Source organism: Enterobacter sp. AG326, assembly GCF_004362415.1.
Taxonomy (GTDB): domain Bacteria; phylum Pseudomonadota; class Gammaproteobacteria; order Enterobacterales; family Enterobacteriaceae; genus Enterobacter; species Enterobacter asburiae.
In genome coordinates, this window is sequence record NZ_SNXG01000001.1 from 394,383 (window position 1) to 419,059 (window position 24,677).

General features: G+C 58.4%; 23 protein-coding genes. 17 read left to right on the forward strand and 6 right to left on the reverse strand.

Features of this window, described 5'->3' with window-relative positions; translation table 11 throughout:
- Window positions 1–72: 72 nt before the first annotated feature.
- Together DFO52_RS01850 and DFO52_RS01855 are read right to left on the reverse strand one after the other, a co-directional pair.
- A complete protein-coding gene (locus DFO52_RS01850) occupies window positions 73–1,284 on the reverse strand; it encodes a diguanylate phosphodiesterase (protein ID WP_029740908.1) in 1,212 nt (403 codons plus the stop codon).
- Window positions 1,285–1,379: 95 nt separating this feature from the next.
- Window positions 1,380–2,861 (reverse strand): alpha/beta hydrolase, encoded by a 1,482-nt coding sequence (locus DFO52_RS01855; protein WP_133549062.1) that lies wholly within the window; start codon window positions 2,859–2,861, stop codon window positions 1,380–1,382.
- Window positions 2,862–3,127: 266 nt separating this feature from the next.
- Between DFO52_RS01855 and DFO52_RS01860 the strand changes: the two genes are divergently transcribed.
- From DFO52_RS01860 to DFO52_RS01890, 7 genes are read left to right on the forward strand one after another with little or no spacing between them, the layout of a single operon-like run.
- Window positions 3,128–3,982, forward strand: coding sequence for a MurR/RpiR family transcriptional regulator (locus DFO52_RS01860; RefSeq protein ID WP_133549064.1), 855 nt, complete (start codon window positions 3,128–3,130; stop codon window positions 3,980–3,982).
- Window positions 3,983–3,994: 12 nt separating this feature from the next.
- Window positions 3,995–4,570: a D-alanyl-D-alanine dipeptidase gene (ddpX, locus tag DFO52_RS01865; RefSeq protein WP_023311885.1), complete on the forward strand. Its 576-nt coding sequence runs from the start codon at window positions 3,995–3,997 to the stop codon at window positions 4,568–4,570.
- A 15-nt stretch (window positions 4,571–4,585) separates the two neighbouring features.
- Window positions 4,586–6,118: an ABC transporter substrate-binding protein gene (locus DFO52_RS01870; RefSeq protein WP_133549066.1), complete on the forward strand. Its 1,533-nt coding sequence runs from the start codon at window positions 4,586–4,588 to the stop codon at window positions 6,116–6,118.
- 24 nt (window positions 6,119–6,142) lie between these two features.
- The gene (locus tag DFO52_RS01875; RefSeq protein WP_133549068.1) at window positions 6,143–7,165 is read left to right on the forward strand and encodes an ABC transporter permease; all 1,023 of its coding nucleotides are present in this window, start codon (window positions 6,143–6,145) and stop codon (window positions 7,163–7,165) included.
- Complete coding sequence (gene ddpC / locus DFO52_RS01880) at window positions 7,162–8,055, forward strand: D,D-dipeptide ABC transporter permease (RefSeq protein ID WP_133549070.1); 894 nt, start codon at window positions 7,162–7,164, stop codon at window positions 8,053–8,055. The genes DFO52_RS01875 and ddpC overlap by 4 nt, the downstream gene beginning before the upstream one ends.
- Window positions 8,055–9,041 (forward strand): ABC transporter ATP-binding protein, encoded by a 987-nt coding sequence (locus DFO52_RS01885; protein WP_133549072.1) that lies wholly within the window; start codon window positions 8,055–8,057, stop codon window positions 9,039–9,041. The genes ddpC and DFO52_RS01885 overlap by 1 nt, the downstream gene beginning before the upstream one ends.
- On the forward strand, window positions 9,034–9,963 hold the full coding sequence (locus tag DFO52_RS01890) for an ABC transporter ATP-binding protein (protein WP_133549074.1): 930 nt from the start codon (window positions 9,034–9,036) through the stop codon (window positions 9,961–9,963). The genes DFO52_RS01885 and DFO52_RS01890 overlap by 8 nt, the downstream gene beginning before the upstream one ends.
- Here the strand turns inward: DFO52_RS01890 and DFO52_RS01895 are convergent.
- Complete coding sequence (locus DFO52_RS01895) at window positions 9,960–10,709, reverse strand: SDR family oxidoreductase (RefSeq protein WP_047647659.1); 750 nt, start codon at window positions 10,707–10,709, stop codon at window positions 9,960–9,962. The genes DFO52_RS01890 and DFO52_RS01895 overlap by 4 nt on opposite strands.
- A 133-nt stretch (window positions 10,710–10,842) precedes the next feature.
- Here DFO52_RS01895 and DFO52_RS01900 point away from each other — a divergent pair, with 133 nt between their 5' ends.
- The gene (locus tag DFO52_RS01900; protein WP_133549076.1) at window positions 10,843–11,748 is read left to right on the forward strand and encodes a LysR family transcriptional regulator; all 906 of its coding nucleotides are present in this window, start codon (window positions 10,843–10,845) and stop codon (window positions 11,746–11,748) included.
- A gap of 23 nt (window positions 11,749–11,771) precedes the next feature.
- On the opposite strand, the gene DFO52_RS01905 is transcribed toward DFO52_RS01900, so the two are convergent.
- Entirely contained in the window at window positions 11,772–12,200 is a 429-nt protein-coding gene (locus DFO52_RS01905) for an OsmC family protein (protein WP_023311893.1), read from the reverse strand.
- A gap of 115 nt (window positions 12,201–12,315) precedes the next feature.
- Here DFO52_RS01905 and DFO52_RS01910 point away from each other — a divergent pair, with 115 nt between their 5' ends.
- On the forward strand, window positions 12,316–13,275 hold the full coding sequence (locus DFO52_RS01910) for a hypothetical protein (protein ID WP_133549078.1): 960 nt from the start codon (window positions 12,316–12,318) through the stop codon (window positions 13,273–13,275).
- A gap of 7 nt (window positions 13,276–13,282) precedes the next feature.
- Here DFO52_RS01910 and DFO52_RS01915 read toward each other — a convergent pair whose 3' ends face one another.
- The gene (locus tag DFO52_RS01915) at window positions 13,283–14,158 is read right to left on the reverse strand and encodes a LysR family transcriptional regulator (RefSeq protein WP_133549080.1); all 876 of its coding nucleotides are present in this window, start codon (window positions 14,156–14,158) and stop codon (window positions 13,283–13,285) included.
- A 110-nt stretch (window positions 14,159–14,268) separates the two neighbouring features.
- Between DFO52_RS01915 and DFO52_RS01920 the strand changes: the two genes are divergently transcribed.
- The 6 genes from DFO52_RS01920 (at window position 14,269) to adhP (ending at window position 21,022) form a co-directional block, all read left to right on the forward strand.
- Window positions 14,269–15,120, forward strand: coding sequence for a Vmh family MBL fold metallo-hydrolase (locus DFO52_RS01920; RefSeq protein WP_133549082.1), 852 nt, complete (start codon window positions 14,269–14,271; stop codon window positions 15,118–15,120).
- A 232-nt stretch (window positions 15,121–15,352) separates the two neighbouring features.
- Window positions 15,353–15,568: a biofilm-dependent modulation protein gene (gene bdm / locus DFO52_RS01925; RefSeq protein WP_013096534.1), complete on the forward strand. Its 216-nt coding sequence runs from the start codon at window positions 15,353–15,355 to the stop codon at window positions 15,566–15,568.
- 95 nt (window positions 15,569–15,663) lie between these two features.
- Window positions 15,664–15,801: a stationary-phase-induced ribosome-associated protein gene (sra, locus tag DFO52_RS01930; protein ID WP_008501714.1), complete on the forward strand. Its 138-nt coding sequence runs from the start codon at window positions 15,664–15,666 to the stop codon at window positions 15,799–15,801.
- Between the two features lie 176 nt (window positions 15,802–15,977).
- The gene (locus tag DFO52_RS01935; RefSeq protein WP_029740894.1) at window positions 15,978–17,675 is read left to right on the forward strand and encodes an NAD-dependent malic enzyme; all 1,698 of its coding nucleotides are present in this window, start codon (window positions 15,978–15,980) and stop codon (window positions 17,673–17,675) included.
- A gap of 424 nt (window positions 17,676–18,099) precedes the next feature.
- Window positions 18,100–19,812: an ABC-F family ATP-binding cassette domain-containing protein gene (locus DFO52_RS01940; protein ID WP_133549084.1), complete on the forward strand. Its 1,713-nt coding sequence runs from the start codon at window positions 18,100–18,102 to the stop codon at window positions 19,810–19,812.
- Window positions 19,813–20,011: 199 nt separating this feature from the next.
- On the forward strand, window positions 20,012–21,022 hold the full coding sequence (adhP, locus tag DFO52_RS01945; RefSeq protein WP_121931609.1) for an alcohol dehydrogenase AdhP: 1,011 nt from the start codon (window positions 20,012–20,014) through the stop codon (window positions 21,020–21,022).
- Window positions 21,023–21,065: 43 nt separating this feature from the next.
- Here the strand turns inward: adhP and DFO52_RS01950 are convergent, their stop codons facing one another.
- The gene (locus DFO52_RS01950; protein ID WP_029740891.1) at window positions 21,066–21,572 is read right to left on the reverse strand and encodes an Rrf2 family transcriptional regulator; all 507 of its coding nucleotides are present in this window, start codon (window positions 21,570–21,572) and stop codon (window positions 21,066–21,068) included.
- Window positions 21,573–21,702: 130 nt separating this feature from the next.
- On the opposite strand from DFO52_RS01950, the gene DFO52_RS01955 reads away from it, so the two are divergent.
- Window positions 21,703–22,905, forward strand: coding sequence for an NAD(P)/FAD-dependent oxidoreductase (locus tag DFO52_RS01955; RefSeq protein ID WP_133549086.1), 1,203 nt, complete (start codon window positions 21,703–21,705; stop codon window positions 22,903–22,905).
- Between the two features lie 143 nt (window positions 22,906–23,048).
- A complete protein-coding gene (locus DFO52_RS01960; protein ID WP_133549088.1) occupies window positions 23,049–24,668 on the forward strand; it encodes a TIGR04028 family ABC transporter substrate-binding protein in 1,620 nt (539 codons plus the stop codon).
- The last annotated feature ends 9 nt before the right edge of the window (window positions 24,669–24,677 follow it).

The window sequence follows — 24,677 nt, forward strand, 5'->3', positions numbered from 1 at the left end:
AACAATATTAAACCGTTTTAGCTATTTAAGCACAGGCAGGACGAAGGGGAAATAACGCGGGAGGAAAATTGGCTAACGCACCAGATGCGGCCAGTGAATATCACCGACGCCATTAAGCTGCGGGCGGGCAAACAGAAAGCCCTGGAAACGGCGGATCCCGGCAGACTCGAGCCAGCACCACTCCTCTATCTTCTCGATCCCTTCGGCCACCAGGGTAATTTCGAGATCGGAGCAACAGCTGACGATGGAGCGCACAATCGCCTGCTTCGGGCCGCTGAGGTGGATATCGCTGACTATCTCCCGGTCGATCTTAATTTTATCCGGCTGGAAGCGGGTCAGCAGCGAAAGACCGGCATACCCGGAACCAAAATCATCGATTGCCAGGCCAATGCCCTCACCGCGAAGCTGCTTGATGGCGCTATTGAACTGGTTGAAACCGGAGATCATCTCGTTTTCCGTCACTTCAATGACCACCTGCTCCGGCTGAAGGCCATGTTTTTTTATCTCGCTGACCAGGAATTCCACAGCGTTGGGGACATTCACCAGCGACATCGGCAGCAGGTTTACCGCAATCTTATGGCTGCCAATGCCCAGCTTTTCCGCCAGCGCAAAGGCATACGCTTTCGTCTGGAGATCGACTTCGTAGATTTTGTCCGGGTCGAGGGTGCTGAAGAAATGCTCCGGGCTGCCGCCGTCGTTGCCGCGAATAAGGGCTTCAAGCGAGCTTATCTTCCCTTCCGAGGGCTCAACGATGGGCTGGAGCGCAAACTGACAGGTTTGGTTGGCCATCAGCCCCAGACGTTCGCCAAAGGGCAACGCCTCGGGTGACAGAGTCCATTTTTCAGGTACGTAGCGTGCACCCGACAGGGCCGGACGTTTGCCTGTGATAAACGTCTGGATAAATTTAAACACCCGGTCATCGGATGTGAGATAGCTTTCCAGCTTGCTGTAATTCAGAACCGACTGCAGCACCTCTTTCGGCGACTGCGTTTGCAGATCGAACAGCAGCATACCGACGTTTTCGAAGCGTCTGCGCGGGCCATAGTCCCGCATCAGCTCTACCACTCCACTGTGCCGCTTGTCGTCACGGATTTTATGGAACAGCTTAAGCACGCTCTCTTCCGACCCTTCGAGGATTTGCAGCACGTCACTGCCTTTTGCAAGCAGAACCCCGGTGATATTCAGACTGGCATTGCGGATCCGGGCGCGCTCCACCAGCTCCCTCAGCGCGGAGGACTGACAGGATAAATTCAACTGGCTTCGGTAAATCAGAGTAGTCAGCACAAAAATGGGTTCCGATGAGAAAGAGAGGTGCCTTGAAGCTATTATTTAACATACTTAATCAATGCGACCTAACATATTCACGCCACAGGGGAACGTTACTTTTCCCCGTCCCCGATCCGGCTGTTAATCCTCTCCTGCATATAGCCGTAAAACGGGTTCGAGGTGACCCGCATCAGCGCCTCTTTTCCGACGCTCAACACGGAGGTTTCGCCCCAAAGCGCGATTGTCCCCAGGCTGATGCCGTAGCGGTTTTTCACCCCAGGCTCACGGCCATAGAGATCGTCATCCGGCGGGAACGGCACCGCAACGTGCGACAGGGAATAGACATCCTGCGGCCAGGCCTGCGCCAGCGGCACGACCGTCTCCAGGGTGCTGCCAGCCGGAGTGATTTTCGCTACCGTCGAGAAGCTGTATGCGTCCGCATTGGTAATAATCGTGACACCGTAACGCCTCTGCGCAACCGGCAGCAGCGCCGAAGTTGCCGTCCACGACGACGGTTTGAACAGCGGGCGGAAGCTCGCCGCCTGGTTGATATCAAACACCACCAGCTCGCTGCCGTTTGCCGGAAGCTGGTCAAACAGGCCGGTCACCACCGCGCGGGTGCTCACCGTAGAATCCATCACTGACTGGAACGCCAGGATCGGCGGCAAATTCGCCAGCCTGTTCTCCCGCGCCTCGCGGCCAATCTGCTCCTGCAGGGCCTTCGTCAGAAGCCATGACTGGCGGGCGGCGTTCACCGGGAACGAGTTATATTTGTACGGATTATATTCCGGCGCGATATTCAGCCACGCCGCTTTAGCAAACGCCGGCAGCAGCGCCGGTAGCCCGGCGAAACCGGCAAACCGCGCAAAGGCCGTCACGCCAATCATCGGTGAGAGCAGTATCACCTGCTGCGGTTTACGCAGCGAAGGCGCGTCCAGCGCATCGAGGGTATATTTCATCGCCAGCGCCCCGCCGTTGGAGTAGCCCACCAGATGCAAAGGCGCAGCCTCACCCGCCAGACGCGTGGCTTCCCGCACCGCAAGACGCGTCGCCGCGAGCCACATCTCCCAGTCGACGTCCGTCAGCGCGCCGGGCGCGGTACCGTGCCCGGGCAGACGCGGGACCACGGCCACAAAGCCGTGCTGTTGATAGTTCACCGCAAGGCGCCGGACGCTGTAAGGCGAGTCCGTCAGACCGTGCAGCAGCACCACCGCGCCGCGCGGCTTTCCGGCAGGCATCAATACAAACGAGCGGTTGGCATCGGGCGTAAACTGTCCCGGCCACACAAGGCTCTGGCGATAATAGCGGTTTAACGGCGAACGTTCCTCGCCCTCTGTTTTCGCCGTCACCGCGCGATCAAGATCGGCGAAAATGGCGTTTTCCCGGGCGATATACCGGGCAAAATCGGCGTTATCCATCTCGCGCACGGACATCTCATCGGCCCGCCAGGTATGCCAGAGGTGCAGTTCCGGTCCCTGCTGGGAGAGATAGACCCGAACCGCCAGCAGGACAACCAGTACGATCCCGACGACAATCCCTATTTTCTTTGCAAGCGCCATCAGGCGCACGCTGACTCGCCAGGGCAGATTTGCCATGCCGGGATCCTTTTTATATTCACGGTACATCTATCTTATCAAAAATGTGAACGGACTGACGGATTCACCAAATTCATACCTGCCGCGTCAGACAGTGCACCAAAAGTGAACTACGCTGCACAAATGTTGATCATTGGTTAAACAAATATTGCATGAAGTTTACTACACAGCGGGTTTCACCCGCCCTGTGAACATGGCACGCGTCATGCATTGTTAACCAGGTAACAAAAATTCGGCCATTGACAGCCTGTTAACAGCGAGGCGGTATGACGACGAAACCTGAGATGTTGAGCCGTATCGAAGCGACGTTCAGCCAGCTCACGCCCAGCGAAAAGCGGGTCGGAAGCTGGCTGCTGGCGCACGCCGCGCAAATCCCGTTTGAAACGGCGGAGAGCATCGGTCAGGCGAGCGGGACCAGCGGAATTACCGTCGGACGCTTTCTGCGCAAGCTGGGGTATCGCAACCTGGAAGATGCCAAAAAGAGCCTGCGCGATCCGTATCAGCCCTGGGGCATGAACGAGCGGCTGGACTCCTGGCAGCAGCAGCGCCCCCTTTCCAGCCGCCTTCAGCATGCCCTGTCGCTGGAAGTGGATGCCATCACGCAGGTGTACCAGCTGGCGCAAACGGACGCCTTCCGCAAGGTGGTGCACAACCTCGCCCACGCGGATGCGGTGTTTGTGCTGGGGATCCAGTCCACGCGCGGGATTGCCAACGCCTTCTTCAGCCACCTTGAGTACCTCCGCCCGCGCGTGAGCTATTCGGAAGGCGCTTCCGGCAGCTGGGTGGAATCCCTGAACTCGGGGTTTTCGCACCCGTACGTCGTGCTGATCGATACGCGCACCTACTCCGCGATGGCCCGTCAGTACTGCCGCGTCGCCAGCGAGAAAGGCATTCCGCTGGCCTTAATCACCGATATCTGGTGCCCGTGGGCGCGGGATTACCCGATGGATTTACTGCAGGTGAAAACCGATACCGGTCACTTCTGGGATTCGCTTGCCCCCGTGAGCTGTCTGTTCAACCTGCTGCTGTCGGGCGTGGTGGAAGCGCTGGGTGATGCGCTCCCGGCGCGTCTGGCGGTAAACCGGCAATTACAACAAGAGTTTGGTCAATTCGAACGCTAAAGGAGCGGAGCTATGCCCGAAGAGAGTGAACTGATTGATGTGGCGAAGACGTTTCCCACGCTGCATATCGATCTGAAATACGCCACCGCCGACAACATCACCGGCCGTCCGATCTATCAGGAGGCGCTGTGCCTGCTGCATACCGACGCGGCCACCGCGCTGGCAAAAGCCATCAGCATTGCCTCCCTGGCCGGGCTGAAGCTGGTGGTGTACGACGCCTATCGGCCGCAGCAGGCGCAGGCCCAGCTGTGGGATGCCTGCCCGAACCCGGAATACGTGGTCGACGTGGCGATTGGCTCCAATCACAGCCGCGGTACGGCCATCGACGTCACCCTGATGGATGAACATAACGCCGTGCTGGATATGGGGGCCGGTTTTGACGAAATGCATGACCGATCGCATCCGTATCACCCCTCCGTGCCGCCGCACGCCCAGCGCAACCGTCTGCTGTTGAACGCCATCATGTTTGGCGGCGGTTTTGTCGGTATCAGCAGCGAATGGTGGCACTTCGAACTGCCCAATGCCGCCAGCTACCCGCTGCTTGACGACCGTTTTGCCTGTTTTCCCCTGACGCACACTTCTCTTTAAACCTGGAGCACTGCCATGAAAACATCGCTTATCTCGACGCTGATCGCCGCCACGCTGGCCCTGAGCGCACCGCTGGCGCTGGCTGCCGTCCCGAAAGACATGCTGGCGATCGGCAAAGCCGCCGACCCGCAAACGCTCGATCCTGCCATCACCATTGATAACAACGACTGGACCGTCACCTATCCGTCCTACCAGCGTCTGGTCAAGTACAAGCCAGGCTCTACCGAGGTGGAAGGCGATCTGTCGACGGGCTGGAAGGCGTCGGAAGACCAGAAAGAGTGGACTTTTACCCTGGCAGATAACGCGAAATTCTCCGACGGCACGCCGGTCACCGCTGAGGCGGTAAAACTCTCCTTTGAGCGCCTGCTGAAGCTCGGCCAGGGGCCGTCTGAAGCTTTCCCGAAAGACCTGAAAATTGATGCCGTCGATGACCATACGGTGAAGTTCACCCTCAGCCAGCCCTTCGCGCCTTTCCTCTACACGCTGGCAAACGACGGGGCGTCCATTATTAACCCGGCGGTGCTGAAGGCCAATGCGGCGGACGATGCCCGCGGTTTTCTGGCGCAAAACACCGCCGGTTCCGGGCCGTTTATGCTCAAAAGCTGGCAGAAAGGCCAGCAGCTGATCCTGGTCCCTAACCCCCACTGGCAGGGTGAAAAGCCGCACTTTAAGCGCGTCTCGGTGAAAATTATCGGTGAAAGCGCCTCGCGCCGACTGCAGCTTTCCCGCGGCGATCTGGACATTGCCGACGCCCTGCCGGTCGATCAGCTTGCGGCCCTGAAGCAGGAAGGCAAAGTCGCCGTCGCGGAATACCCGTCCCTGCGCGTGACTTACCTCTATCTCAACAACAGCAAAGCGCCGCTCAATCAGGTGGATTTACGTCGGGCCATCTCCTGGGCGACGGATTACCAGGGGATGGTGAAAGGCATTCTGAGCGGCAACGGCAAGCAGATGCGCGGCCCGATCCCGGAAGGCATGTGGGGCTTTGACGCCACGGCGATGCAGTACAGCTTCGATGAGGCCAAAGCCAAAGCGGCGCTAGAGAAGGTCAAAGACAAACCCGCCAGCCTGACCTTCCTCTACTCGGACAACGATCCGAACTGGGAGCCGATCGCCCTCTCCACTCAGGCCAGCCTCGGCAAGATCGGCATTAGCGTCAAGCTGGAAAAACTGGCCAATGCGACCATGCGCGACCGCGTCGGAAAAGGCGATTACGACATTGCCATCGGCAACTGGAGCCCGGACTTTGCCGACCCGTACATGTTCATGAACTACTGGTTCGAATCGGACAAAAAAGGGCTGCCGGGCAACCGTTCGTTCTATGAGAACAAAGAGGTCGATTCGCTGCTGCAGGCCGCGCTGAAAACCACCGACCAGGCGGAACGCACCAAAGATTACCAGCAGGCGCAGAAGGTGGTTATCGACGAGGCGGCCTACGTTTATCTGTTCCAGAAAAACTACCAGCTGGCGATGAACAAAGAGGTCAAAGGCTTCACCTTTAATCCGATGCTCGAGCAGGTGTTCAACATCGCCACCATGAGCAAATAACGGTTCTCGCCGGGGGGAAAGCGTATGACGTTCTGGAGCATAGTGCGCCAGCGCTGCTGGGGGTTAATCCTGGTGGTGGCCGGTGTCTGTATTATTACCTTTATTATTTCACACCTGATCCCCGGCGATCCGGCCCGTCTGCTGGCCGGAGACCGCGCCAGCGACGAAATCGTGCAGAACATCCGCCAGCAGCTAGGGCTGGATCGGCCGCTATATATACAGTTTGGCCGCTACGTGGACGCTCTGGCGCACGGTGATTTAGGCACGTCCATCCGTACCGGACGTCCGGTCGCCGAAGATCTGAAGGCCTTTTTCCCCGCCACGCTGGAGCTGGCCTTTTGTTCTCTGCTGCTGGCGCTGGTCATCGGCGTGCCGCTGGGGATTTTGTCGGCGGTGTACCGCAACCGCTGGCTGGATCACCTGGTGCGTTTAATGGCGATGACCGGGATCTCCACGCCGGCCTTCTGGCTCGGGCTGGGCGTTATCGTGCTGTTCTACGGGCACCTGCAGATTCTGCCGGGCGGCGGCAGGCTGGACGACTGGCTCGATCCGCCGACGCACGTCACCGGGTTTTATATGCTGGACGCGCTGCTGGAGGGCAACGGTGAGGTGTTCTTCAACGCGCTTCAGCACCTGATTTTACCCTCGCTGACGCTGGCGTTTGTTCACCTGGGGATCGTGGCGCGCCAGGTCCGCTCGGCGATGCTGGAGCAGCTTAGCGAAGACTACATCCGCACCGCGCGCGCCAGCGGCCTGCCCGGCTGGTACATCGTCCTGCGCTACGCCCTGCCCAATGCGATGATCCCGTCCATCACCGTGCTCGGGCTGGCGCTGGGCGATCTGCTTTACGGCGCCGTGCTGACCGAAACCGTCTTTGCCTGGCCGGGCATGGGCGCCTGGGTGGTGACGTCCATTCAGGCGCTCGATTTCCCTGCCGTGATGGGCTTTGCAGTCGTCGTTTCGCTGGCCTACGTGCTGGTTAATCTGGTGGTCGATCTGCTTTACCTGTGGATTGACCCGCGAATCGGGCGCGGAGGTGCCGAATGATGTTAACGCAGGAAACGCCCGTCCCGGTTAAAACCGCCGGACAACGCATCAACTGGGCAAAGCTGTTCTGGATGCTGCGTCAAAGCCCGCTCACGATCGTTGGCGGCGTCATTATGATTGCGATGCTCTTTCTGATGGTGGCCTCACCGTGGATTGTGCCGCATGACCCGAATGCGCTGGATCTGACCGCACGCCTGCAGGCGCCTTCTGGGCAACACTGGTTTGGTACCGATGAGGTGGGACGCGACCTGTTCAGCCGCGTGCTGACGGGCAGCCAGCAGTCGATTACCGCCGGGCTGGCTGTGGTGGCGATTGCGGGCGGCATCGGCTCGCTGCTGGGCTGTTTTTCCGGCGTACTGGGCGGGCGCGGCGACGCTATCATCATGCGGGTGATGGACATTATGCTCTCCATTCCCTCCCTGGTGCTGACCATGGCGCTAGCCGCCGCGCTCGGTCCGAGCCTGTTTAACGCCATGCTGGCGATTGCGATTGTCCGCATCCCGTTTTACGTCCGCCTGGCGCGCGGGCAAACCCTGGTGGTGCGCCAGTTTACCTACGTTCAGGCCGCCCGCACGTTTGGCGCGTCCCGCTGGCATTTGATCCGCTGGCATATCCTGCGCAACGCCCTGCCGCCGCTGATTGTGCAGGCTTCGCTGGACATCGGCAGCGCCATTCTGATGGCCGCCACGCTGGGGTTTATTGGCCTGGGCGCGCAGCAGCCCACCGCCGAATGGGGGGCGATGGTGGCCGTGGGCCGTAACTACGTCCTGGACCAGTGGTGGTACTGCGCCTTTCCCGGTGCGGCGATTCTGATTACCGCCGTGGGCTTTAACCTGTTTGGCGACGGTATCCGCGACCTGCTGGATCCGAAGTCGGGAGGAAAACAGTAATGACCGAACCGGTATTACGTATTGAAGACCTGCATCTGAGCTTCCCGATTTTTCGCGGTGAGGTCCACGCGCTGAACCACGTCTCGCTGGAAATCGGCAGGGGCGAAATCGTCGGCGTGGTGGGCGAGTCGGGATCGGGCAAGTCCGTGACCGCCATGCTCGCCATGCGGCTGCTGCCGGAAGGGAGTTACCGCATTCATCATGGTCAGGTGAAGTTACTCGGCGAAAACGTCCTGACGGCGTCCGAGAAGCAGCTTCGCCAGTGGCGCGGTGCCCGAGTGGCGATGATTTTTCAGGAGCCCATGACCGCCCTCAACCCGACGCGGCGGATTGGCAAACAGATGGTGGAGGTGATCCGCCAGCATCAGCCGCTTTCGCGGCGCGAGGCGCAGCAGAAGGCGATTACCCTGCTGGAAGAGATGCAAATCCCGGACGCGAAGCAGGTCATGGAGCGTTATCCGTTTGAACTCTCCGGCGGCATGCGCCAGCGGGTGATGATCGCCCTTGCCTTCTCCTGTGAGCCGGAGCTGATCGTCGCCGACGAACCGACCACCGCGCTGGACGTTACCGTCCAGCTGCAGGTGCTGCGCCTGCTGAAGCATAAGGCGCGGGCCAGCGGGACCTCGGTGCTGTTTATCAGCCATGATATGGCCGTGGTGTCGCAGCTTTGCGACAGAACGTACGTGATGTATGCCGGCAGCGTGATTGAGAGCGGCGCCACGCAAACGCTGATCGACCGCCCTGTACACCCCTATTCCATCGGCCTGCTGCAGTGCGCCCCGGAAAACGGCCAGCCGCGCGACCTGCTTCCTGCCATCCCCGGCACGGTCCCCAACCTCAGCCAGCTTCCGCAGGGTTGCGCCTTCCGCGAGCGCTGCTTTGCCGCCGGGGCGAAATGCAGCGAAACGCCGCGCTTACAGCCCAATGGCGCAGAAGGCCAACAGGCTGCCTGCTGGTATCCACAACGGGAGAAACACCATGTCTGATGTACTGCTGGAACTGGATAGCGTGCACGTGAACTTTGCGGCGCGCAAAAACTGGCTGGGGCGCGTAACGGAACAGGTCCATGCCCTAAACGGGCTCGATCTGCAGATCCGTCGGGGGGAAACGCTGGGCATTGTCGGGGAATCCGGCTGCGGGAAAAGCACGCTGGCCCAGCTGCTGATGGGCATGCTTAAGCCCAGCACAGGCGCGTGCCAGCGGGCGCACCACGCGGGCGGCATGCAGATGGTGTTTCAGGATCCGCTCTCGTCGCTCGACCCGCGATTGCCGGTCTGGCGAATCATCACCGAGCCGGTGTGGGTGCAGAAACGCAGCAGCGAGAGCGTGCGCCGTCAGCTGGCGGAGGATCTGGCGCTGCAGGTTGGCATTCGCCCGGAATACCTCGACAGGCTTCCGCACGCCTTCTCCGGCGGGCAGCGCCAGCGCATTGCCATCGCCCGGGCGCTCTCCTCCGACCCCGATATTATCGTGCTTGATGAACCCACCAGCGCGCTGGATATCTCCGTGCAGGCGCAAATCCTCAACCTGCTGGTGACCCTGCAACAGCAGCGTAATCTGACCTACGTGTTAATTTCGCATAACGTATCGGTGGTCAGACACATGAGCGACCGCGTGGCGGTGATGTACCTTGGGCAGATTGTGGAGCTGGGCAGCGCCGCGCAGGTGCTTGGCGAGCCGCGCCATCCCTATACCCGTCTGCTGCTCGACTCGGTTCCCCGCACCGGTGAACCGCTGGATGAAAATCTGGCGTTACGCAAAACGGAGCTTCCCGGCAACCGTCATCTGCCCGAAGGCTGTTTTTTCCGCGACCGTTGTCCGATGGCAGCGCAGGGGTGTGAGCGTCCCCAGCCGCTACAGCCCTCACGCGAGGGCCGTAACGTCCGATGCTGGCGCAGTCTGGATTAGATTTGGGCCATCCCGCCGTCCACAAACAGCTCGATGGCGTTAATAAAGCTGGCCGCGTCGGAGGCCAGAAACGCCACCGCTTTACCCACCTCGCCCGGCGCGCCTAAACGCCCCAGCGGTACCTGCGCGGCCAGCGCGTCGTACAGCCCCTGACGGTGTTCTTCCGGCACCAGATCGCCAAGTCCAGGCGTTTTGATCGGGCCCGGGCTCACCACGTTGACGCGGATCCCGCGGCCCTGCAAATCCAGCGCCCAGGAGCGGGCAAAGTTGCGCACTGCGGCCTTGCTGGCGCTGTAGACGCTGAAGTTGGCCGTCCCTTTTATGGACACCGTCGAGCCGGTCAGAATAATCGACGATCCGGCGGAGAGCAGCGGCAGCGCCTTCTGCACCGTGAACAGCACTCCGCGCACGTTGGTGCCGAAAATCCGGTCAAACTGCTCTTCGGTGATCGCGCCCAGCGGCAGCATATCGCCGCCACCGGCATTGGCGAACAGGATATCAAGACGGCCTTCATCTTTTGCTATCCGGGCATAAACCTCATCCAGATCGGCAAGCTTTGAGACGTCCGCGCGAATGCCCACTGCGTCAGAAGCAATCTCTGCTACCGCGGCGTCTAGTTCGGCCTGACGACGACCGGTGATGTAGACCTTCGCGCCCTGCGCCGCCAGCTCCTGCGCCGTGGCAAGACCAATACCGGTGCTGCCGCCGGTGACCAGTGCGATTTTTCCTGAGAGAGTCGTGTTCATGTCATTTACCTTTTGTTGGGTTTGCGGTGCGCGCTTTCGCTCGCGTTGAACAAACTTTAGCCCTTGCGGCATTAGTGAAAAACAGGCAAAAATGAAAATGACTATTCATATACAGAAATAATCAGAGGTCATCATGGACCAGCTCATGGCGATGCGCGCCTTTACGCGGGTCGTGGAGTCAGGCAGCTTTACCCGCGCGGCGGACTCGCTGAATATGCCGATCGCCACGCTGAGCAAGCTAGTCAAATCGCTTGAGGCGCACCTGGAGATACGCCTTCTGCACCGCACCACTCGCCGGGTGGTCGCGACGCCTGAAGGGATGGAATACTATGAAAAAGCGCTCAGGGTGCTGATTGATATCGAAGATATCGACACCTCGTTTCGCGTTTCCCGCGCGACGCCAAAAGGGCATTTGCGGGTTGACGTGGGCGGCTCCACCGCCCGGGACGTGCTCATCCCCCTGCTTCCGGACTTTATGCGGCGCTACCCGGATATCCGCATCGACCTTGGCGTGGCCGACCGGCCGGTCGATCTCATCAGCGGTAACGTAGACTGCGTGATCCGCGGCGGGCCGCTGGACGACTCGACCCTCATCGCCCGTCATCTCGGTAACGCCGAGATGGTCACCTGCGCGACGCCGGGTTACCTGAAAAATCACGGCGTCCCGGCCTATCCGAAGGAGCTGTGCAACGGGCATAAGCTGATCAGCTACCTTTCGCCCGTCACCGGGCGGGCATTTCCGTTTCGCTTCCGGCTGAACGGCGAGGCGCTGGAAATCAACATTCCGCACTATCTCGGCGTCAATGAAAGTAATGCCCATCTGGCGGCTGCCGCGGCGGGGCTGGGGATCGTTCAAACGTTTGAGTATTCGGCAAAGGCGTATTTGCATGCGGGGGCGCTGACGGCGATTCTGGGCGACTGGCGTCCTGCCGCGTATCCGTTCCATGTGGTTTACCCGCAGAACCGACATTTAACGCACCGTCTTAAGGTATTTATTGCCTGGCTGGCGGAGGTGTTCCCCGCCGCGCTGAAGGGATAGCCGGGCGCGAACCCGGCTGCGGCTTAGTTGAGCTTATAGTCCAGAGTAATCTCGGCCTTTAGGAGCTGCGAAACCGGGCAGCCCGCTTTTGCTTTCTGAATAATGCCGTCGAACTGCTGCGGGGCAATGCCTGGAACGGTCACCTTACTTTTCAGGGCAACCTTAGTGATGGCAAAGCCGCCGTCGGTTTTATCCAGAGAGACGTCCGCCGTAGTATCAATGGAATCGGCAGTATAGCCCGCTTCGCCGAGCATCAGCGACAGCGCCATTGAGAAGCAGGCCGCATGTGCCGCGCCAATCAGCTCTTCGGGGTTGGTCCCCTTTTCACCCTCAAAGCGGGTATTGAAACCATAAGGCTGTTGATTGAGAACGCCGCTCTCGGTGGAAACCGTTCCTTTTCCGCGCTTAATGTCGCCAGACCAGTGTGCCGAACCGTGCTTATGAATAGTCATTCTTGCTCTCCTTTTGGCTTACAAAGGGTTAAGTATAGACTACGCATCTGCCCCACCCTGGAACACAGACAATTCCAGGACTTTCACCTGCTGTACCAACAAAAAGGATAATGATATGGCGCTAAAAATCAGGATGGCCGTTGCCGTAACCACGCTGGCTCTGTCGCTGACTTCACTGGCAAAAACGCCGGAAAACTTTATCTATACCAGCTCGGGCGATCTCGACGCGGCGTTTCCGCTTGTTGCGCGAAGCGATATCGGCGGCGTGCAGATCGTTTACAACTGGCGCCTGCTGGAACCCGAGAAGGACAGCTATGACTTCTCACGGATTGAGCAGGATCTGGCGCGCGTTAAGTCCGCCCGAAAAAAGCTCTTTATTCAAATCCAGGATCGTTTCTTTGAGCCGGACGCTCGCTACGTGCCGGACTATCTGATGCACGATAAGCGATACGGTGGCGGGATTGCGCCGCAGTTCGATAACCCCGGCGAAGGCAAGCCAGTCGGTTCAGGATGGGTGGCGCGTCAGTGGGATCCGGCCGTGCGCCAGCGCTACCAGGCGCTGCTGGCCGCCCTCGCGAAGCGCTTTGATGGCGAGGTGTATGGCGTAAACCTGCCCGAAACCGCCATTGATATCGACGAAAAAAATCCGCCCGCCGGGTTCACCTGCGACAGCTATTTCGCGGGTGAAATGGAAAACCTGGCCTTTGCGCGAAAGGCTTTTCAGAAATCACACGTGGTGCAATACGTGAACTTCTGGCCGTGCGAATGGGATAATGACCACAACTACATGGGGCGTCTGTTTGCGTATGCCAGCGCCAACAACGTCGGCCTGGGCGGGCCGGACATTGTTCCCAACCGCAAGGCGCACATGAAGAATGCCTATCCCTTCTTCCATAAAAATAAACAGACGCTGCCGCTCATCGCCATGGCGGTTCAGGAACCGACCCTGACCTATAAGGATCCTCAGACCGGAAAACCGTTCACCAAAGCGGAATTTGTCCGCTTCGGCGAAAGTTATCTCGGTGCCGATATTATATTCTGGAGCACAGCGTCTCCCTGGCTAAAGGCGAAGTAATCCCTTCTTATGCCAGGTAGCGGGACAGTTCGTCGAGGAACACGCGCAGCGCGGCAGGCTGGTATTCCCGGGACTGATAAATGCCATGGATGGCAAGCGGTTTCGGCTCAAGCGCCTCCAGCACCGGCACCAGTAATCCCCGTTCCAGCGCGGCAGACGCTTCGCGCTCCGGCAGCATGGCGATACCGCAGTGCTTAATCGCCGCGTCCATCAACAGCGAAGAGATGCTGGCGCTCAGGTTGCCGCTGACGGCCACGCTCAGGCTTTCCCCTTCCGGCGTCAGAAAGTGCCAGGACTGCCCGGCGAAAAAGCTGTAGTGCAGGCAGTTGTGCTGCGCTAATTCTTCGGGGCTGACGGGGGTACCGTGCTGTGCGAGATAGTCCGGCGAGGCGCAGAGCACCGAGCAACATTCCCCCAGCCGGCGGGCAATCATGCCGGGTTCGGGATTGTCGGTAATGCGCACGGCGACGTCAATGCGCTCTCCCACCAGGCTGACCGGGTGGTTATTCACGTCCAGCTCGATGCGCAGCTGCGGGTAACGCGAGAGCAGGCCGGGCAGGACCGGTGCAATCAGGTGCATGGCGGTAAAGTGCGCGCAGGCCACCCGCAGCGTGCCGGACGGCAGATCTTTCTCCGACTGGCCCTCGATTTCCTGCGAAATCTGCGAGAGCGTCCGCGTTTTTTGCAGCACCTTTTCCCCTGCTGCGGTCAGCGTCAGCTTGCGCGTGGAGCGGTTTACCAGCCGCGTTCCCGCCCACTTCTCCATTTGTTCAAGGTAGCGGCTCACCATCGGTCGGGAAATGCCCAACGCGCGGGCCGCCGCGCTCAAACTGCCCAGCTCGCATATCCGGTTGTAGACCTGAGCGGCGATAACGCGATCCATATAAGCTCCATTTGCTCGATTTATGAAACTAAGCATGTCTTGTTTCAGGAATTCTGGCAAATGCGAATATCCGTACAATAGACACATTCCTGAACAACAGAGACAACAGCATGAAACTCACTCACCTTGCCCTCCTTTCCACCCTTTTCACTCCGGCGGTTTTTGCCGCGCCGTTGACCATTGATACCTATAACCCGCAGGAAAAAGGCATTTTCCCGGTCTCCTCCACGCTGGTTTCCGGCCCGAAGGAAGCTGTGCTGTTTGACGCGCAGTTCAGCGTGAAGGATGGCGAAGCGCTGGTAGAAAAAATCCGCCGCAGCGGTAAAACCCTGAATAAGATTGTGATCACCTCCGGCGATCCGGATTTCTATTTTGGCCTGCAGCCGCTGGTCAAAGCCTTCCCGAATGCCAAAGTGGTGGCCACGCAGCATGTGGTTGACCATATTAAAGCCACCAAAGACGCCAAGCTCGCCTTCTGGGGCCCGCAGATGAAGGACGGCGCGCCAACGGAGCTGGTCGTCCCGCAGGTACTTGCCTCCACCACGTTCATGGTTGACGGGGAAAAGGTCGACATCGAACAGCCAGACAGCTATGCGGCCTATGTGTGGATCCCGTCAGCAAAAACGATCCTCGGCGGCACCGGGGTAGCCTGGGGCATTCACGTCTGGACAGCAGACACCCAGACGCCGGAAAGCCGCAAGCAGTGGCAGGAAACCCTTGAGAATATGGCCGCGCACAAACCTGAGCGCGTGATCCCGGGCCACTATCTGGGTACCCCGCCAGCGGGTACTGGCGCGATTGATTTTACCCGCGACTATCTGCAGCGCTTTGAAAAGGCTTTAACCGCGCATAAAGATTCCGCAGGCGTCATCGGCACCCTGAAAAAACAGTATCCAAGCCTGGCTGAAGAAAGCTCGCTGGAATTAAGCGCCAAAGTGAACACTGGCGAAATGAAGTGGTAATTTAAAAACGGCTCCTGCTATATTTCCGCGATAGCAGGAGCACCGCCAAAATATCCCCGCCGTTACCCGTCGATATAGCAACACCTTTTAAAAGCGCATAAAAGCATGCACTTATGTCATTTTCATTTCTAAGATGAATCTGAACCACAACCGGGAAAATATTTGCCATTCTGTTTATGAATTAAATTTTTTGCGAGCCGTACCATTAAACAGACAACGACACGGAGGCAGCATGTTTACTTATTACCCGGCTAATACTGCAGCAGCACAACCTGAACTCGTTAACGCGATTGCGCAGGGTCTTCACGCCGAGCACGGTGCTGTGACTGAAGATGACATTTTGATGGAACTCACCAAATGGGTGGAATCCACGGATAATGACATCCTCAGTGACATCTACCAGCAGACTATTAACTACGTCGTCAGCGGGCAAAACGCACCCTTGTAAAAACCTGCTAAGCTGGATCTGCAACCTAAGGGGTTACATTTCGTTTGCGTAAGCAAACTGGTCCTTAAAACTATCAACAGGATTGAGGAGTTAACATGAAATCGAACCGTCAGGCACGCCATATTCTGGGACTGAACTACAAGCTTTCAAATCAGCGTAAAGTGGTGATTGAAGGCGACCACGAAACGCAGGTCACGCACGCAACCGGCAGAAAACGCCACGCCGGCAAGTAAGTTCCAGACTGAGATCCAGAACACCATCGGTAATCCCGATGGTGTTTTTGTTTATGTGTTGCGGTAATTAATATTTAGCTCCTTTATAATACCGCCTGACCGCACCCCATCGCACAGGCCAGAAAGATGACAAACAGCAGTGTCAGGGACGGATCTTCATAAAAAGAGTGAGTGACATGGACAACAAACTGAAAAAACATCGTTCCTTATACATCCCATACGCTGGACCGGTTTTACTCGAATTCCCCCTGCTCAACAAAGGCAGCGCCTTCAGCATGGAAGAGCGCAGCAGCTTTAACCTGCTGGGTTTACTGCCCGAAGTGGTTGAAACCATTGAAGAACAGGCGGAGCGCGCGTGGATCCAGTATCAGGGTTTCAAAACCGAAATCGACAAGCACATTTACCTGCGCAACATTCAGGACACCAATGAAACCCTCTTCTACCGCCTGGTGCAAAACCATCTCGAAGAGATGATGCCGGTGATCTACACCCCGACGGTGGGTGCGGCCTGCGAGCGTTTCTCAGAGATCTACCGTCGTTCACGCGGGGTATTCATCTCCTATCAGAACCGTCACAACATGGACGATATTCTGCAGAACGTGCCGAACCACAATATCAAAGTGATTGTGGTGACCGACGGCGAACGTATTCTCGGCCTCGGCGACCAGGGCATTGGCGGGATGGGGATCCCAATCGGTAAACTCTCACTCTACACCGCCTGCGGCGGCATCAGCCCGGCGTATACCCTGCCGGTAGTGCTGGACGTCGGCACCAACAACCAGCAGCTGCTCAACGATCCGCTCTATATGGGCTGGCGCCACCCGCGTATTACCGACGACGAGTACTATCAGTTTGTCGATGACTTCATCCAGGCGGTGAAGCACCGCTGGCCGGACGTTCTGCTGCAGTTTGAAGACTTCGCGCAGAAAAACGCGATGCCGCTGTTGAACCGCTATCGCGATGAGATCTGCTCCTTTAACGACGACATCCAGGGCACCGCAGCCGTGACCGTAGGTACGCTTATCGCCGCCAGCCGCGCAGCCGGCAGCCAGCTGAGCTACCAGAAAATCGTCTTCCTGGGCGCAGGCTCTGCGGGCTGTGGTATCGCCGAGCAGATCATCGCCCAGACGCAGCGCGAAGGCTTAAGCGAAGAGCTGGCCCGCTCCCGCGTCTTTATGGTTGACCGTTTCGGCCTGCTGACCGACGGCATGCCGAACCTGCTGCCGTTCCAGACCAAGCTGGTGCAGAAGCGCGATAACCTGAAAAACTGGGATACCGACAACGAAGTCCTTTCCCTGCTGGACGTGGTGCGCAACGTGAAGCCGGATATTCTGATCGGCGTTTCCGGGCAAACCGGCCTCTTCACCGAAGAGATCATTCGCGAGATGCACAAGCACTGCGAGCGCCCTATCGTGATGCCGCTTTCCAACCCGACCTCCCGCGTGGAAGCGACGCCGCAGGACATCATCGCCTGGACCGAAGGTAACGCGCTGGTTGCGACCGGCAGCCCGTTCGATCCGGTGGTGTGGAAGGATAAAACCTATCCGATTGCCCAGTGCAACAACTCCTATATCTTCCCGGGCATTGGTCTGGGCGTGATCGCGTCCGGCGCGTCCCGCATTACCGACGAAATGCTGATGTCGGCGAGCGAAACCCTCGCGGGCTACTCGCCGTTGGTCAACAACGGTGAAGGGCTGGTGCTGCCGGAGCTGAAAGACATTCACAAGGTGTCGCGCGCCATCGCGTTTGCGGTAGGTAAAATGGCTCAGCAGCAGGGCGTGGCGGTGAAAACCTCTGCCGACGCGCTGCAGCAGGCCATCGACGACAACTTCTGGAAGCCTGAATACCGTAGCTATCGCCGTACCTCGATTTAATTCGACCCGACCGTTCCCTCTCCATGTGGGAGACGCGGTGCGGCCCAATCGCCCGGTGGCGCTTCGCTTACCGGGCCTACGGGCGGGGTGTTTTCCCTCTCCCTGTGGGAGAGGGTTAGGGTGAGGGCATCAGACCGCACCATTGAATACCCACTAGCCAAACCCCCTTTCCCCCGCTACACTCCCTTCATCCATTAACCTACTGAATATATAAGGAGGCCAATTATGCTGTATCGTGAAATTTTCAATGTTTCACATACATTTGGTGATCGCACCAGCTCAAGCGTTATCGGTATCGTGCTGCGATAACTTCTGCTTGAGCGAAGACACCAACCCCTGAAATCCCTTCTCTCGGGCTTACTGAGTTATCGTCAGCGATGTTTGACGAGGCATAAACATGCCTGTAACTCTTGGGTAAGCAACAATGAGCACTTTACTCACTGCACAATCTTTACGCGTTGATACGGCGTTTGGCACGCTCTTCGACTCACTCTCCTTTACGCTGAAAAAAGGCGACCGCATTGGCCTGCTGGGCGACAACGGCTGCGGCAAAAGCACGCTGCTGAAGGTGCTGGACGGCACTGACTCCCCCGCCGCCGGAACCGTCGCGCTGGCCGGACACTGCCTGATGGCGCGCGTGGAGCAACATCTCCCGGACGTCATTTTCCCGCTGACCATGCTGGATGCCGTACTCGCACAGCTGCCTTTAGCCGAGCGCGATAGCCTGCGCTGGAAAGCCGAAACGCTGCTGGCGAGCATGGGCTTCACACCGCAGGATATGGCGCTGCAATCCGCCACGCTGAGCGGCGGACAGCACACGCGCCTGCTGCTGGCGCGGGCGCTGATTCACGACCCGGATCTGCTCCTGCTCGATGAACCCAGCAACCACCTTGATTTGCCGACTATGCTCTGGCTGGAACACTTTCTGCAGAACTGGTCAGGCAGCTTCGTGCTGGTCTCCCATGACAGACAGCTGCTGGATGCCGTCACCAACGGCAGCTGGATCCTGCGCGATAAAACGCTGCACTACTTCGCCCTTCCCTGCACGACCGCCCGCAAGGCGCTTGAAGCAAAGGATGAAAGCGACGCGCAGCGCCACAAGGCGGAGCAAAAGGAGATCGACCGCGTGACCGCCAGCGCGAAGCGGCTGGCGACCTGGGGCAAGGTTTACGACAACGAAGACCTGGCCCGCAAAGCCAAACAGATGGAAAAACAGGTCGAACGGCTGAAGGATAGCCAGACGGCGCTCACGGCAGGCAGCCAGTGGACGTTAACCCTGCGCGGCGACGCGCTGCGGGCAGACCGTCTGCTGGAGATGGAAAACCTCAGCGTCCCGCCTGCACCGGGGCTACCGCCGCTGTTTAACATCGACATGGCGCGGCTGAAAAGCGGCGATCGCGTGGCGATTGTCGGTCGTAACGGCTGCGGCAAATCGTCGCTGATGAGGCTTATCTGGCAACAGTTTGCCGATGAGTCCGCAGACAGCGGGTTGAAAATCCATCCGCGCGTGTCGCCAGGCTATTACGACCAGACGCTTCATCAGCTGTCGGATGACGCCACGCTGCTCGACGCGCTGGAGCCTTTCGCGCCGGATCCGCAGAACCGCAAAATGGCGCTGATAAGCGCGGGTTTCCCGTGGGCGCGTCACGGGCAAACGGTCAGCACGCTCAGCGGAGGCGAACGCTCGCGCCTGCTGTTTGTAGGCCTGACGCTTGCCCGCTATAGCCTGCTGATGCTGGATGAGCCGACCAACCACCTCGACATGGAAGGCAAAGAGGCGCTGGCGCAAACCCTCCAGCAGTTCGAAGGCGGCGTGCTGCTGGTTAGCCATGACCGCCAGTTAATTAGCCAAAGCTGCAACCGTTTCTGGCTGATTGAAGAGGGAAAGCTGAGCGAGTGGCACGATGCAGAAGCGGTGTTTGAGCGCCTGCGTGAAAGCGCGGGGCTGGCGACCACCGCCGCGCCCGTCATCGACGCTGCGATGGTTCAACCCTCGCCGTATGACGATCTGCTCGAACGGCTGGTCGCGCTGGAAACGCTGCTGGAAGACGATCTGGCGCGTAAGCCGAAGCATCAAAAGCCGCAGCTGCAGGCGCAATGGCGTAAAGAGATTGAGGAGATAGAAGCACAGCTGTAACGCTGCGCCCGGCGAGGCTCTCTCGTCGGGCCAGTATTTTCCCCCTAAATTATTAGAGGAACGCCGTATTCTTATTCTGAAAATCGGATTAAATGATGACATTATGTTGCCATTGCCTTGCATTACAGCCCCAAAGCACTAATCCTTGAGGAGTATTACACCTGCTATGCAGATACTCATCATGAACAAGGAGATACACATGAAGGCTGCTGTTGTCACTCAGGATCATCAGGTTAATGTCACCGAAAAAACCTTACGCCCGCTAAAGCACGGAGAGGCCCTGCTGAAGATGGAATGCTGTGGCGTATGCCATACCGATCTCCACGTGAAGAACGGTGATTTCGGCGATAAAACCGGGGTTATCCTGGGCCACGAAGGGATTGGTATCGTAAAAGAAGTCGGCCCAGGCGTGAAGTCGCTGAAAGTCGGCGATCGCGCAAGCGTGGCCTGGTTTTTCGAAGGCTGCGGCCACTGCGAATACTGTAATACCGGCAACGAAACCCTGTGCCGCGATGTGAAAAACGCCGGTTACTCCGTTGACGGCGGCATGGCGGAAGAGTGCATCGTCACCGCGGACTACGCCGTAAAAGTGCCGGACGGTCTGGAATCCGCGGCGGCCAGCAGCATCACCTGCGCCGGCGTGACCACCTACAAAGCGGTGAAGGTCTCTGGCATCAAACCGGGCCAGTGGATTGCAATCTATGGTCTGGGCGGGCTGGGTAACCTCGCGCTGCAGTACGCCAAAAACGTCTTTAACGCCAAAGTCATCGCCCTTGACGTTAACGACGAACAGCTGAAGCTGGCGGCCAGCATGGGTGCGGATTTAACCATCAACTCCCGCAGCGAAGACGCCGCAAAAATTGTGCAGGAGAAAACCGGCGGCGCGCATGCCGCAGTCGTGACTGCCGTCGCAAAAGCCGCATTCAACTCAGCCGTTGACGCCGTGCGTGCCGGTGGCCGCGTGGTCGCGGTTGGCCTGCCGCCGGAAGCGATGAGCCTCGACATTCCGCGTCTGGTGCTGGACGGCATTCAGGTAGTGGGTTCGCTGGTCGGCACCCGTCAGGATCTGCAGGAAGCCTTCCAGTTCGCCGCTGAAGGTAAGGTCGTACCGAAAGTCACGATGCGCCCGCTTGAGGACATCAACGCTATCTTTAAAGAGATGGAACAGGGCCAGATCCGCGGCCGTATGGTCATTGATCTACGCTCGTAAAAAACTATTGCCGGGTAGCGGCTTTGCCCTACCCGGCCTACTGTTACGACGAACGCCGGTCCGAAATCCACTCCTGGACCTCAATCTGGAACGTGTCCGGTGCTTTTCGATACATTTTGCGCGCCAGATCGAGAATGGTATGTCGGGCTAACTCCTCTTCCATTCGCTGCTGCGCGCTGTCCATCACCGAACGTACCCCGCACGGACCGTCACATACCCAGGCAGGCGGCGTTTCATCAAACACGGCCAGCCGCTGGCGTATCTCCCTGCACTCAAACATATTTTTCTCGCCGTCGATGGCGTGCGTTACGTCCAGCACGGTGATCAGCTCCGCCGGGCGAGCCAGCTGAAAGCCCCCACCCTTGCCTTCCGTACTGATGACCAGACCGGCACGCGACAAGCGGGTGAATATTTTACCGAGATAATCGTACGGCACGCCCTGAAGAGCAGCCATCTCCCTGACGCTCATTTCCCGCTCATTACCCTTCGCATCCACCATGCACATCAGGCTGTGAATGCCGTATTCCACACCGGAACTGTAAAACGCCATGGTTAACCCCAGTTTGCTGTTCAGGCCATTATAACGATTTTTAACTCAGAAAGAAGTTGTCGCAGTTAACTCCGACAAGTATAGTGGCAGTTATGTCAGGTACACAGCCTGGCGATCAAAAGGATCGAGTATGAAAAAGCAAATTTTAATTGTGGGTAGCGGCTTTTCCGGTATGTGGGCTGCGGTCAGTGCCGCTCGCCTCTCGGCGCTGGAAGGAAAAGACAATCTTAAGATTGCCGTGCTGGCGCCCGTTCCTGAGCTGCGCGTTCGCCCACGCTTCTATGAAGAAAAGGTATCAACGCTGGTCGCGCCGCTGACCGAACTGTTCGCTGAGCTGGATATCGAGTTCATTGCCGGAAGCGCAGAACATATTGATACTCATGCAAAAACGGTGATATGGCGTGATAATCAGGGGATAACATCCTCGGTGGCTTACGAACGTTTAGTGCTGGCGACGGGTAGCCAAACCAAACGCCCTCCCATTGCCGGGCTTGCCGAATACGCATTTGATATCGACCAGCTGGAATCGGCGCTGGTATTTGAGCAGCACCTTGATTCACTGGCTTCACGACCTGCCTCCCCAGCACGCAACACCGTTGTGGTCTGCGGCGGCGGCTTCACCGGCATTGAGCTGGCGACCGAGCTCCCTGCCCGGCTTCGTTCTCGATTAGGTGAAGATACAGCGATTAAAATAATCGTAGTTGAGCGCGGTGCAGTTATCGGTGGCCGTTACAGCGAAGCCTTGCGCAAGACCATTGAAGACGCAAGCCGCGAGCTGGGCGTTGAATGGCGTCTTAACGGTGAAGTGGAAGCCATCGACGCAAACGGCGTTACCTTAAAAAATGGCGAACGTATTGCCGCCTCTACCGTGGTCTGGACGGCAGGCGTCGAGGCCAACTCCCTCAGCCAGCAGATTGACGGCGAACGTGACAACCAGGGGCGACTTATCGTTACCGAGTCGTTGCAGGTTCCTGCCCATCCGGACATCTATGCAACGGGCGACATGGCGCACGCCAAAACGGACGATGCGGGCAACACGGCGCTGATGACCTGCCAGCACGCGATCCAGCTTGGAAAATTTGCCGGGCACAACGCGGCAGCCAGCCTGCTAAACATCGCGCCATATCCTTATCGTCAGGTGAACTATGTTACCTGCCTGGATTTAGGCGCGTGGGGCGCGGTCTATACCGAGGGCTGGGAACAGGCCGTCAAATCCGTCCGCGATGAGGCGAAGAAGATCAAAATCGCCATCACGAACGAGCTGATCTATCCGCCAGCAGCAGACAAAACGGTCGCATTTGCCGCCGCCGACCCGCTGGCGAAATTCGTCTAGCCCCCTCGCCATCGCCCCGCTAGCGGGGCGTTTTTTTATTTCCAGTTTCCGGCAATCCTTATCTTAATTCCTTTGTTCCCTTGCTTTCCCCCGCGCCCGATGATGAATCCGACGCTAACAAGAAGATAACAAAGGAATTCACCATGCAAACCCCATTTCGTTTGCCGCTGCTGACGGCGCTGATTCTGGCGACAACCGCAGCCTGGGCAGCAGATGCGCCCGTTAAAGGCGGCACGCTGATTTATCTGGAGCAACAGGCGCACACCAACCTCTATCCGCCTGCCGGTGGCTTTTACCCGAACGGCGGCATTCTGAATCAAATCACCGACAAACTGACGTGGCAGAACCCAAAGACGCTGCAGGTGGAACCCTGGGTCGCCGAAAGCTGGACCACCAACGCCGATAAAACCGAATACACCTTTAAGCTTCGTCCCGGCATCACCTTCTCCGACGGCACGCCGCTGGACGCCAACGCCGTGGCGAAAAACTTTGATACCTACGGTTCAGGCAACAAGGCGCAGCGCCTGCCGGTGTCAGAAGTGATCAATAACTACGATCGCAGCGAAGTCATCGACCCGCTGACCGTGAAGTTCTACTTCAAAAATCCGTCGCCGGGGTTCCTGCAGGGCACCGCCACCATTGGCTCGGGTCTGGTCTCGCTCAGCACGCTGAAGCGCAACTTCGAGGAGCTGGGTGATGCCCGCCACATCATTGGTTCCGGCCCGTTTGTGGTGAAGGACGAGAAGCTGGGACGTGAGGTGACGCTCGAAGCGCGCAAAGACTACCAGTGGGGACCGAAAAACCTGGCGCAACAGGGGCCCGCCAATCTCGATGGCATCAAGTTTATCGTGACCCAGGAAGACAGCGTGCGCGTGGGCGCCCTGCTGGCGGGTCAGGCAGACTTTATTCGCCAGGTGCAGGCGTATGATGAAAAGCAGGCGACCGATCGGGGCTATAAGATCTACGCCGCCCCGACGCGCGGGGTGAACGACAGCATCAGCTTCCGCCCGGATAACCCGCTGGTCTCCGATATTCGCGTACGCCAGGCGCTGCTGCATGCCACCAATGCAAAACAGGTGGTCGAAACCCTCTTCTCGGCCAACTATCCGCAGGCGAAGTCCGTGATTGCCGGTTCCGCCGCAGGCTTTGTCGATCTCAGCGACAAATTGACCTTTGACCCGGCAAAAGCCAACCAGCTGCTGGACGAGGCGGGCTGGAAAGCAGGCAGCGATGGGATCCGCGCCAAAGACGGCCAACGTCTGGCGCTGACGGTGTATGAATCCCTGCCGCAGCCGCAAAACAAAGAGGTGCTGCAACTGGTTGCCCAGCAGTGGCGACAGGTGGGCGTGGCGCTGAGCGTCAAAGCCGGTGACGCAGGCAGCCGCACGCTGGATAACCTTGACCCGCTGAAAACCCCGTTAACCGTCTCCGAAGTGGGCCGCGCCGATCCTGACGTGGTGAAAAGCATGTTCTACCCGGCTAACCGCGACGCGCTGCTGCAAAAAGGCGGATCCAGCGACAAGGTCAAAAACTTCCGTGACGACAGGCTGAATGAACTGCTGGTAAACATTTCTGCTGAGGTCGATCCGCAAAAACGCCTGCAGCTGGCGGGGGACGCCCAGCGCTATCTGCTGGATAACGCCTACGTCATTCCGATTTTCGAAGAGCCGCAGGTCTTTGCCGGTGCGCCGTGGCTGAAAGGCGTCAATTTTGAAGCGGTAGGCCGCCCGTCGTTCTACGGCGCGTGGATTGAGAAACACTGAGGAGCTGAC

Bases quoted from the DNA above. Each gene is read 5' to 3' on its own strand.
- DFO52_RS01855 (WP_133549062.1), bottom strand. From the start codon at position 2,861: ATGGCAAATCTGCCCTGGCGAGTCAGCGTGCGCCTGATGGCGCTTGCA.
- DFO52_RS01860 (WP_133549064.1), top strand. From the start codon at position 3,128: ATGACGACGAAACCTGAGATGTTGAGCCGTATCGAAGCGACGTTCAGC.
- ddpX (WP_023311885.1), top strand. From the start codon at position 3,995: ATGCCCGAAGAGAGTGAACTGATTGATGTGGCGAAGACGTTTCCCACG.
- DFO52_RS01870 (WP_133549066.1), top strand. From the start codon at position 4,586: ATGAAAACATCGCTTATCTCGACGCTGATCGCCGCCACGCTGGCCCTG.
- DFO52_RS01875 (WP_133549068.1), top strand. From the start codon at position 6,143: ATGACGTTCTGGAGCATAGTGCGCCAGCGCTGCTGGGGGTTAATCCTG.
- ddpC (WP_133549070.1), top strand. From the start codon at position 7,162: ATGATGTTAACGCAGGAAACGCCCGTCCCGGTTAAAACCGCCGGACAA.
- DFO52_RS01885 (WP_133549072.1), top strand. From the start codon at position 8,055: ATGACCGAACCGGTATTACGTATTGAAGACCTGCATCTGAGCTTCCCG.
- DFO52_RS01890 (WP_133549074.1), top strand. From the start codon at position 9,034: ATGTCTGATGTACTGCTGGAACTGGATAGCGTGCACGTGAACTTTGCG.
- DFO52_RS01895 (WP_047647659.1), bottom strand. From the start codon at position 10,709: ATGAACACGACTCTCTCAGGAAAAATCGCACTGGTCACCGGCGGCAGC.
- DFO52_RS01900 (WP_133549076.1), top strand. From the start codon at position 10,843: ATGGACCAGCTCATGGCGATGCGCGCCTTTACGCGGGTCGTGGAGTCA.
- DFO52_RS01905 (WP_023311893.1), bottom strand. From the start codon at position 12,200: ATGACTATTCATAAGCACGGTTCGGCACACTGGTCTGGCGACATTAAG.
- DFO52_RS01910 (WP_133549078.1), top strand. From the start codon at position 12,316: ATGGCGCTAAAAATCAGGATGGCCGTTGCCGTAACCACGCTGGCTCTG.
- DFO52_RS01915 (WP_133549080.1), bottom strand. From the start codon at position 14,158: ATGGATCGCGTTATCGCCGCTCAGGTCTACAACCGGATATGCGAGCTG.
- DFO52_RS01920 (WP_133549082.1), top strand. From the start codon at position 14,269: ATGAAACTCACTCACCTTGCCCTCCTTTCCACCCTTTTCACTCCGGCG.
- bdm (WP_013096534.1), top strand. From the start codon at position 15,353: ATGTTTACTTATTACCCGGCTAATACTGCAGCAGCACAACCTGAACTC.
- sra (WP_008501714.1), top strand. From the start codon at position 15,664: ATGAAATCGAACCGTCAGGCACGCCATATTCTGGGACTGAACTACAAG.
- DFO52_RS01935 (WP_029740894.1), top strand. From the start codon at position 15,978: ATGGACAACAAACTGAAAAAACATCGTTCCTTATACATCCCATACGCT.
- DFO52_RS01940 (WP_133549084.1), top strand. From the start codon at position 18,100: ATGAGCACTTTACTCACTGCACAATCTTTACGCGTTGATACGGCGTTT.
- adhP (WP_121931609.1), top strand. From the start codon at position 20,012: ATGAAGGCTGCTGTTGTCACTCAGGATCATCAGGTTAATGTCACCGAA.
- DFO52_RS01950 (WP_029740891.1), bottom strand. From the start codon at position 21,572: ATGGCGTTTTACAGTTCCGGTGTGGAATACGGCATTCACAGCCTGATG.
- DFO52_RS01955 (WP_133549086.1), top strand. From the start codon at position 21,703: ATGAAAAAGCAAATTTTAATTGTGGGTAGCGGCTTTTCCGGTATGTGG.
- DFO52_RS01960 (WP_133549088.1), top strand. From the start codon at position 23,049: ATGCAAACCCCATTTCGTTTGCCGCTGCTGACGGCGCTGATTCTGGCG.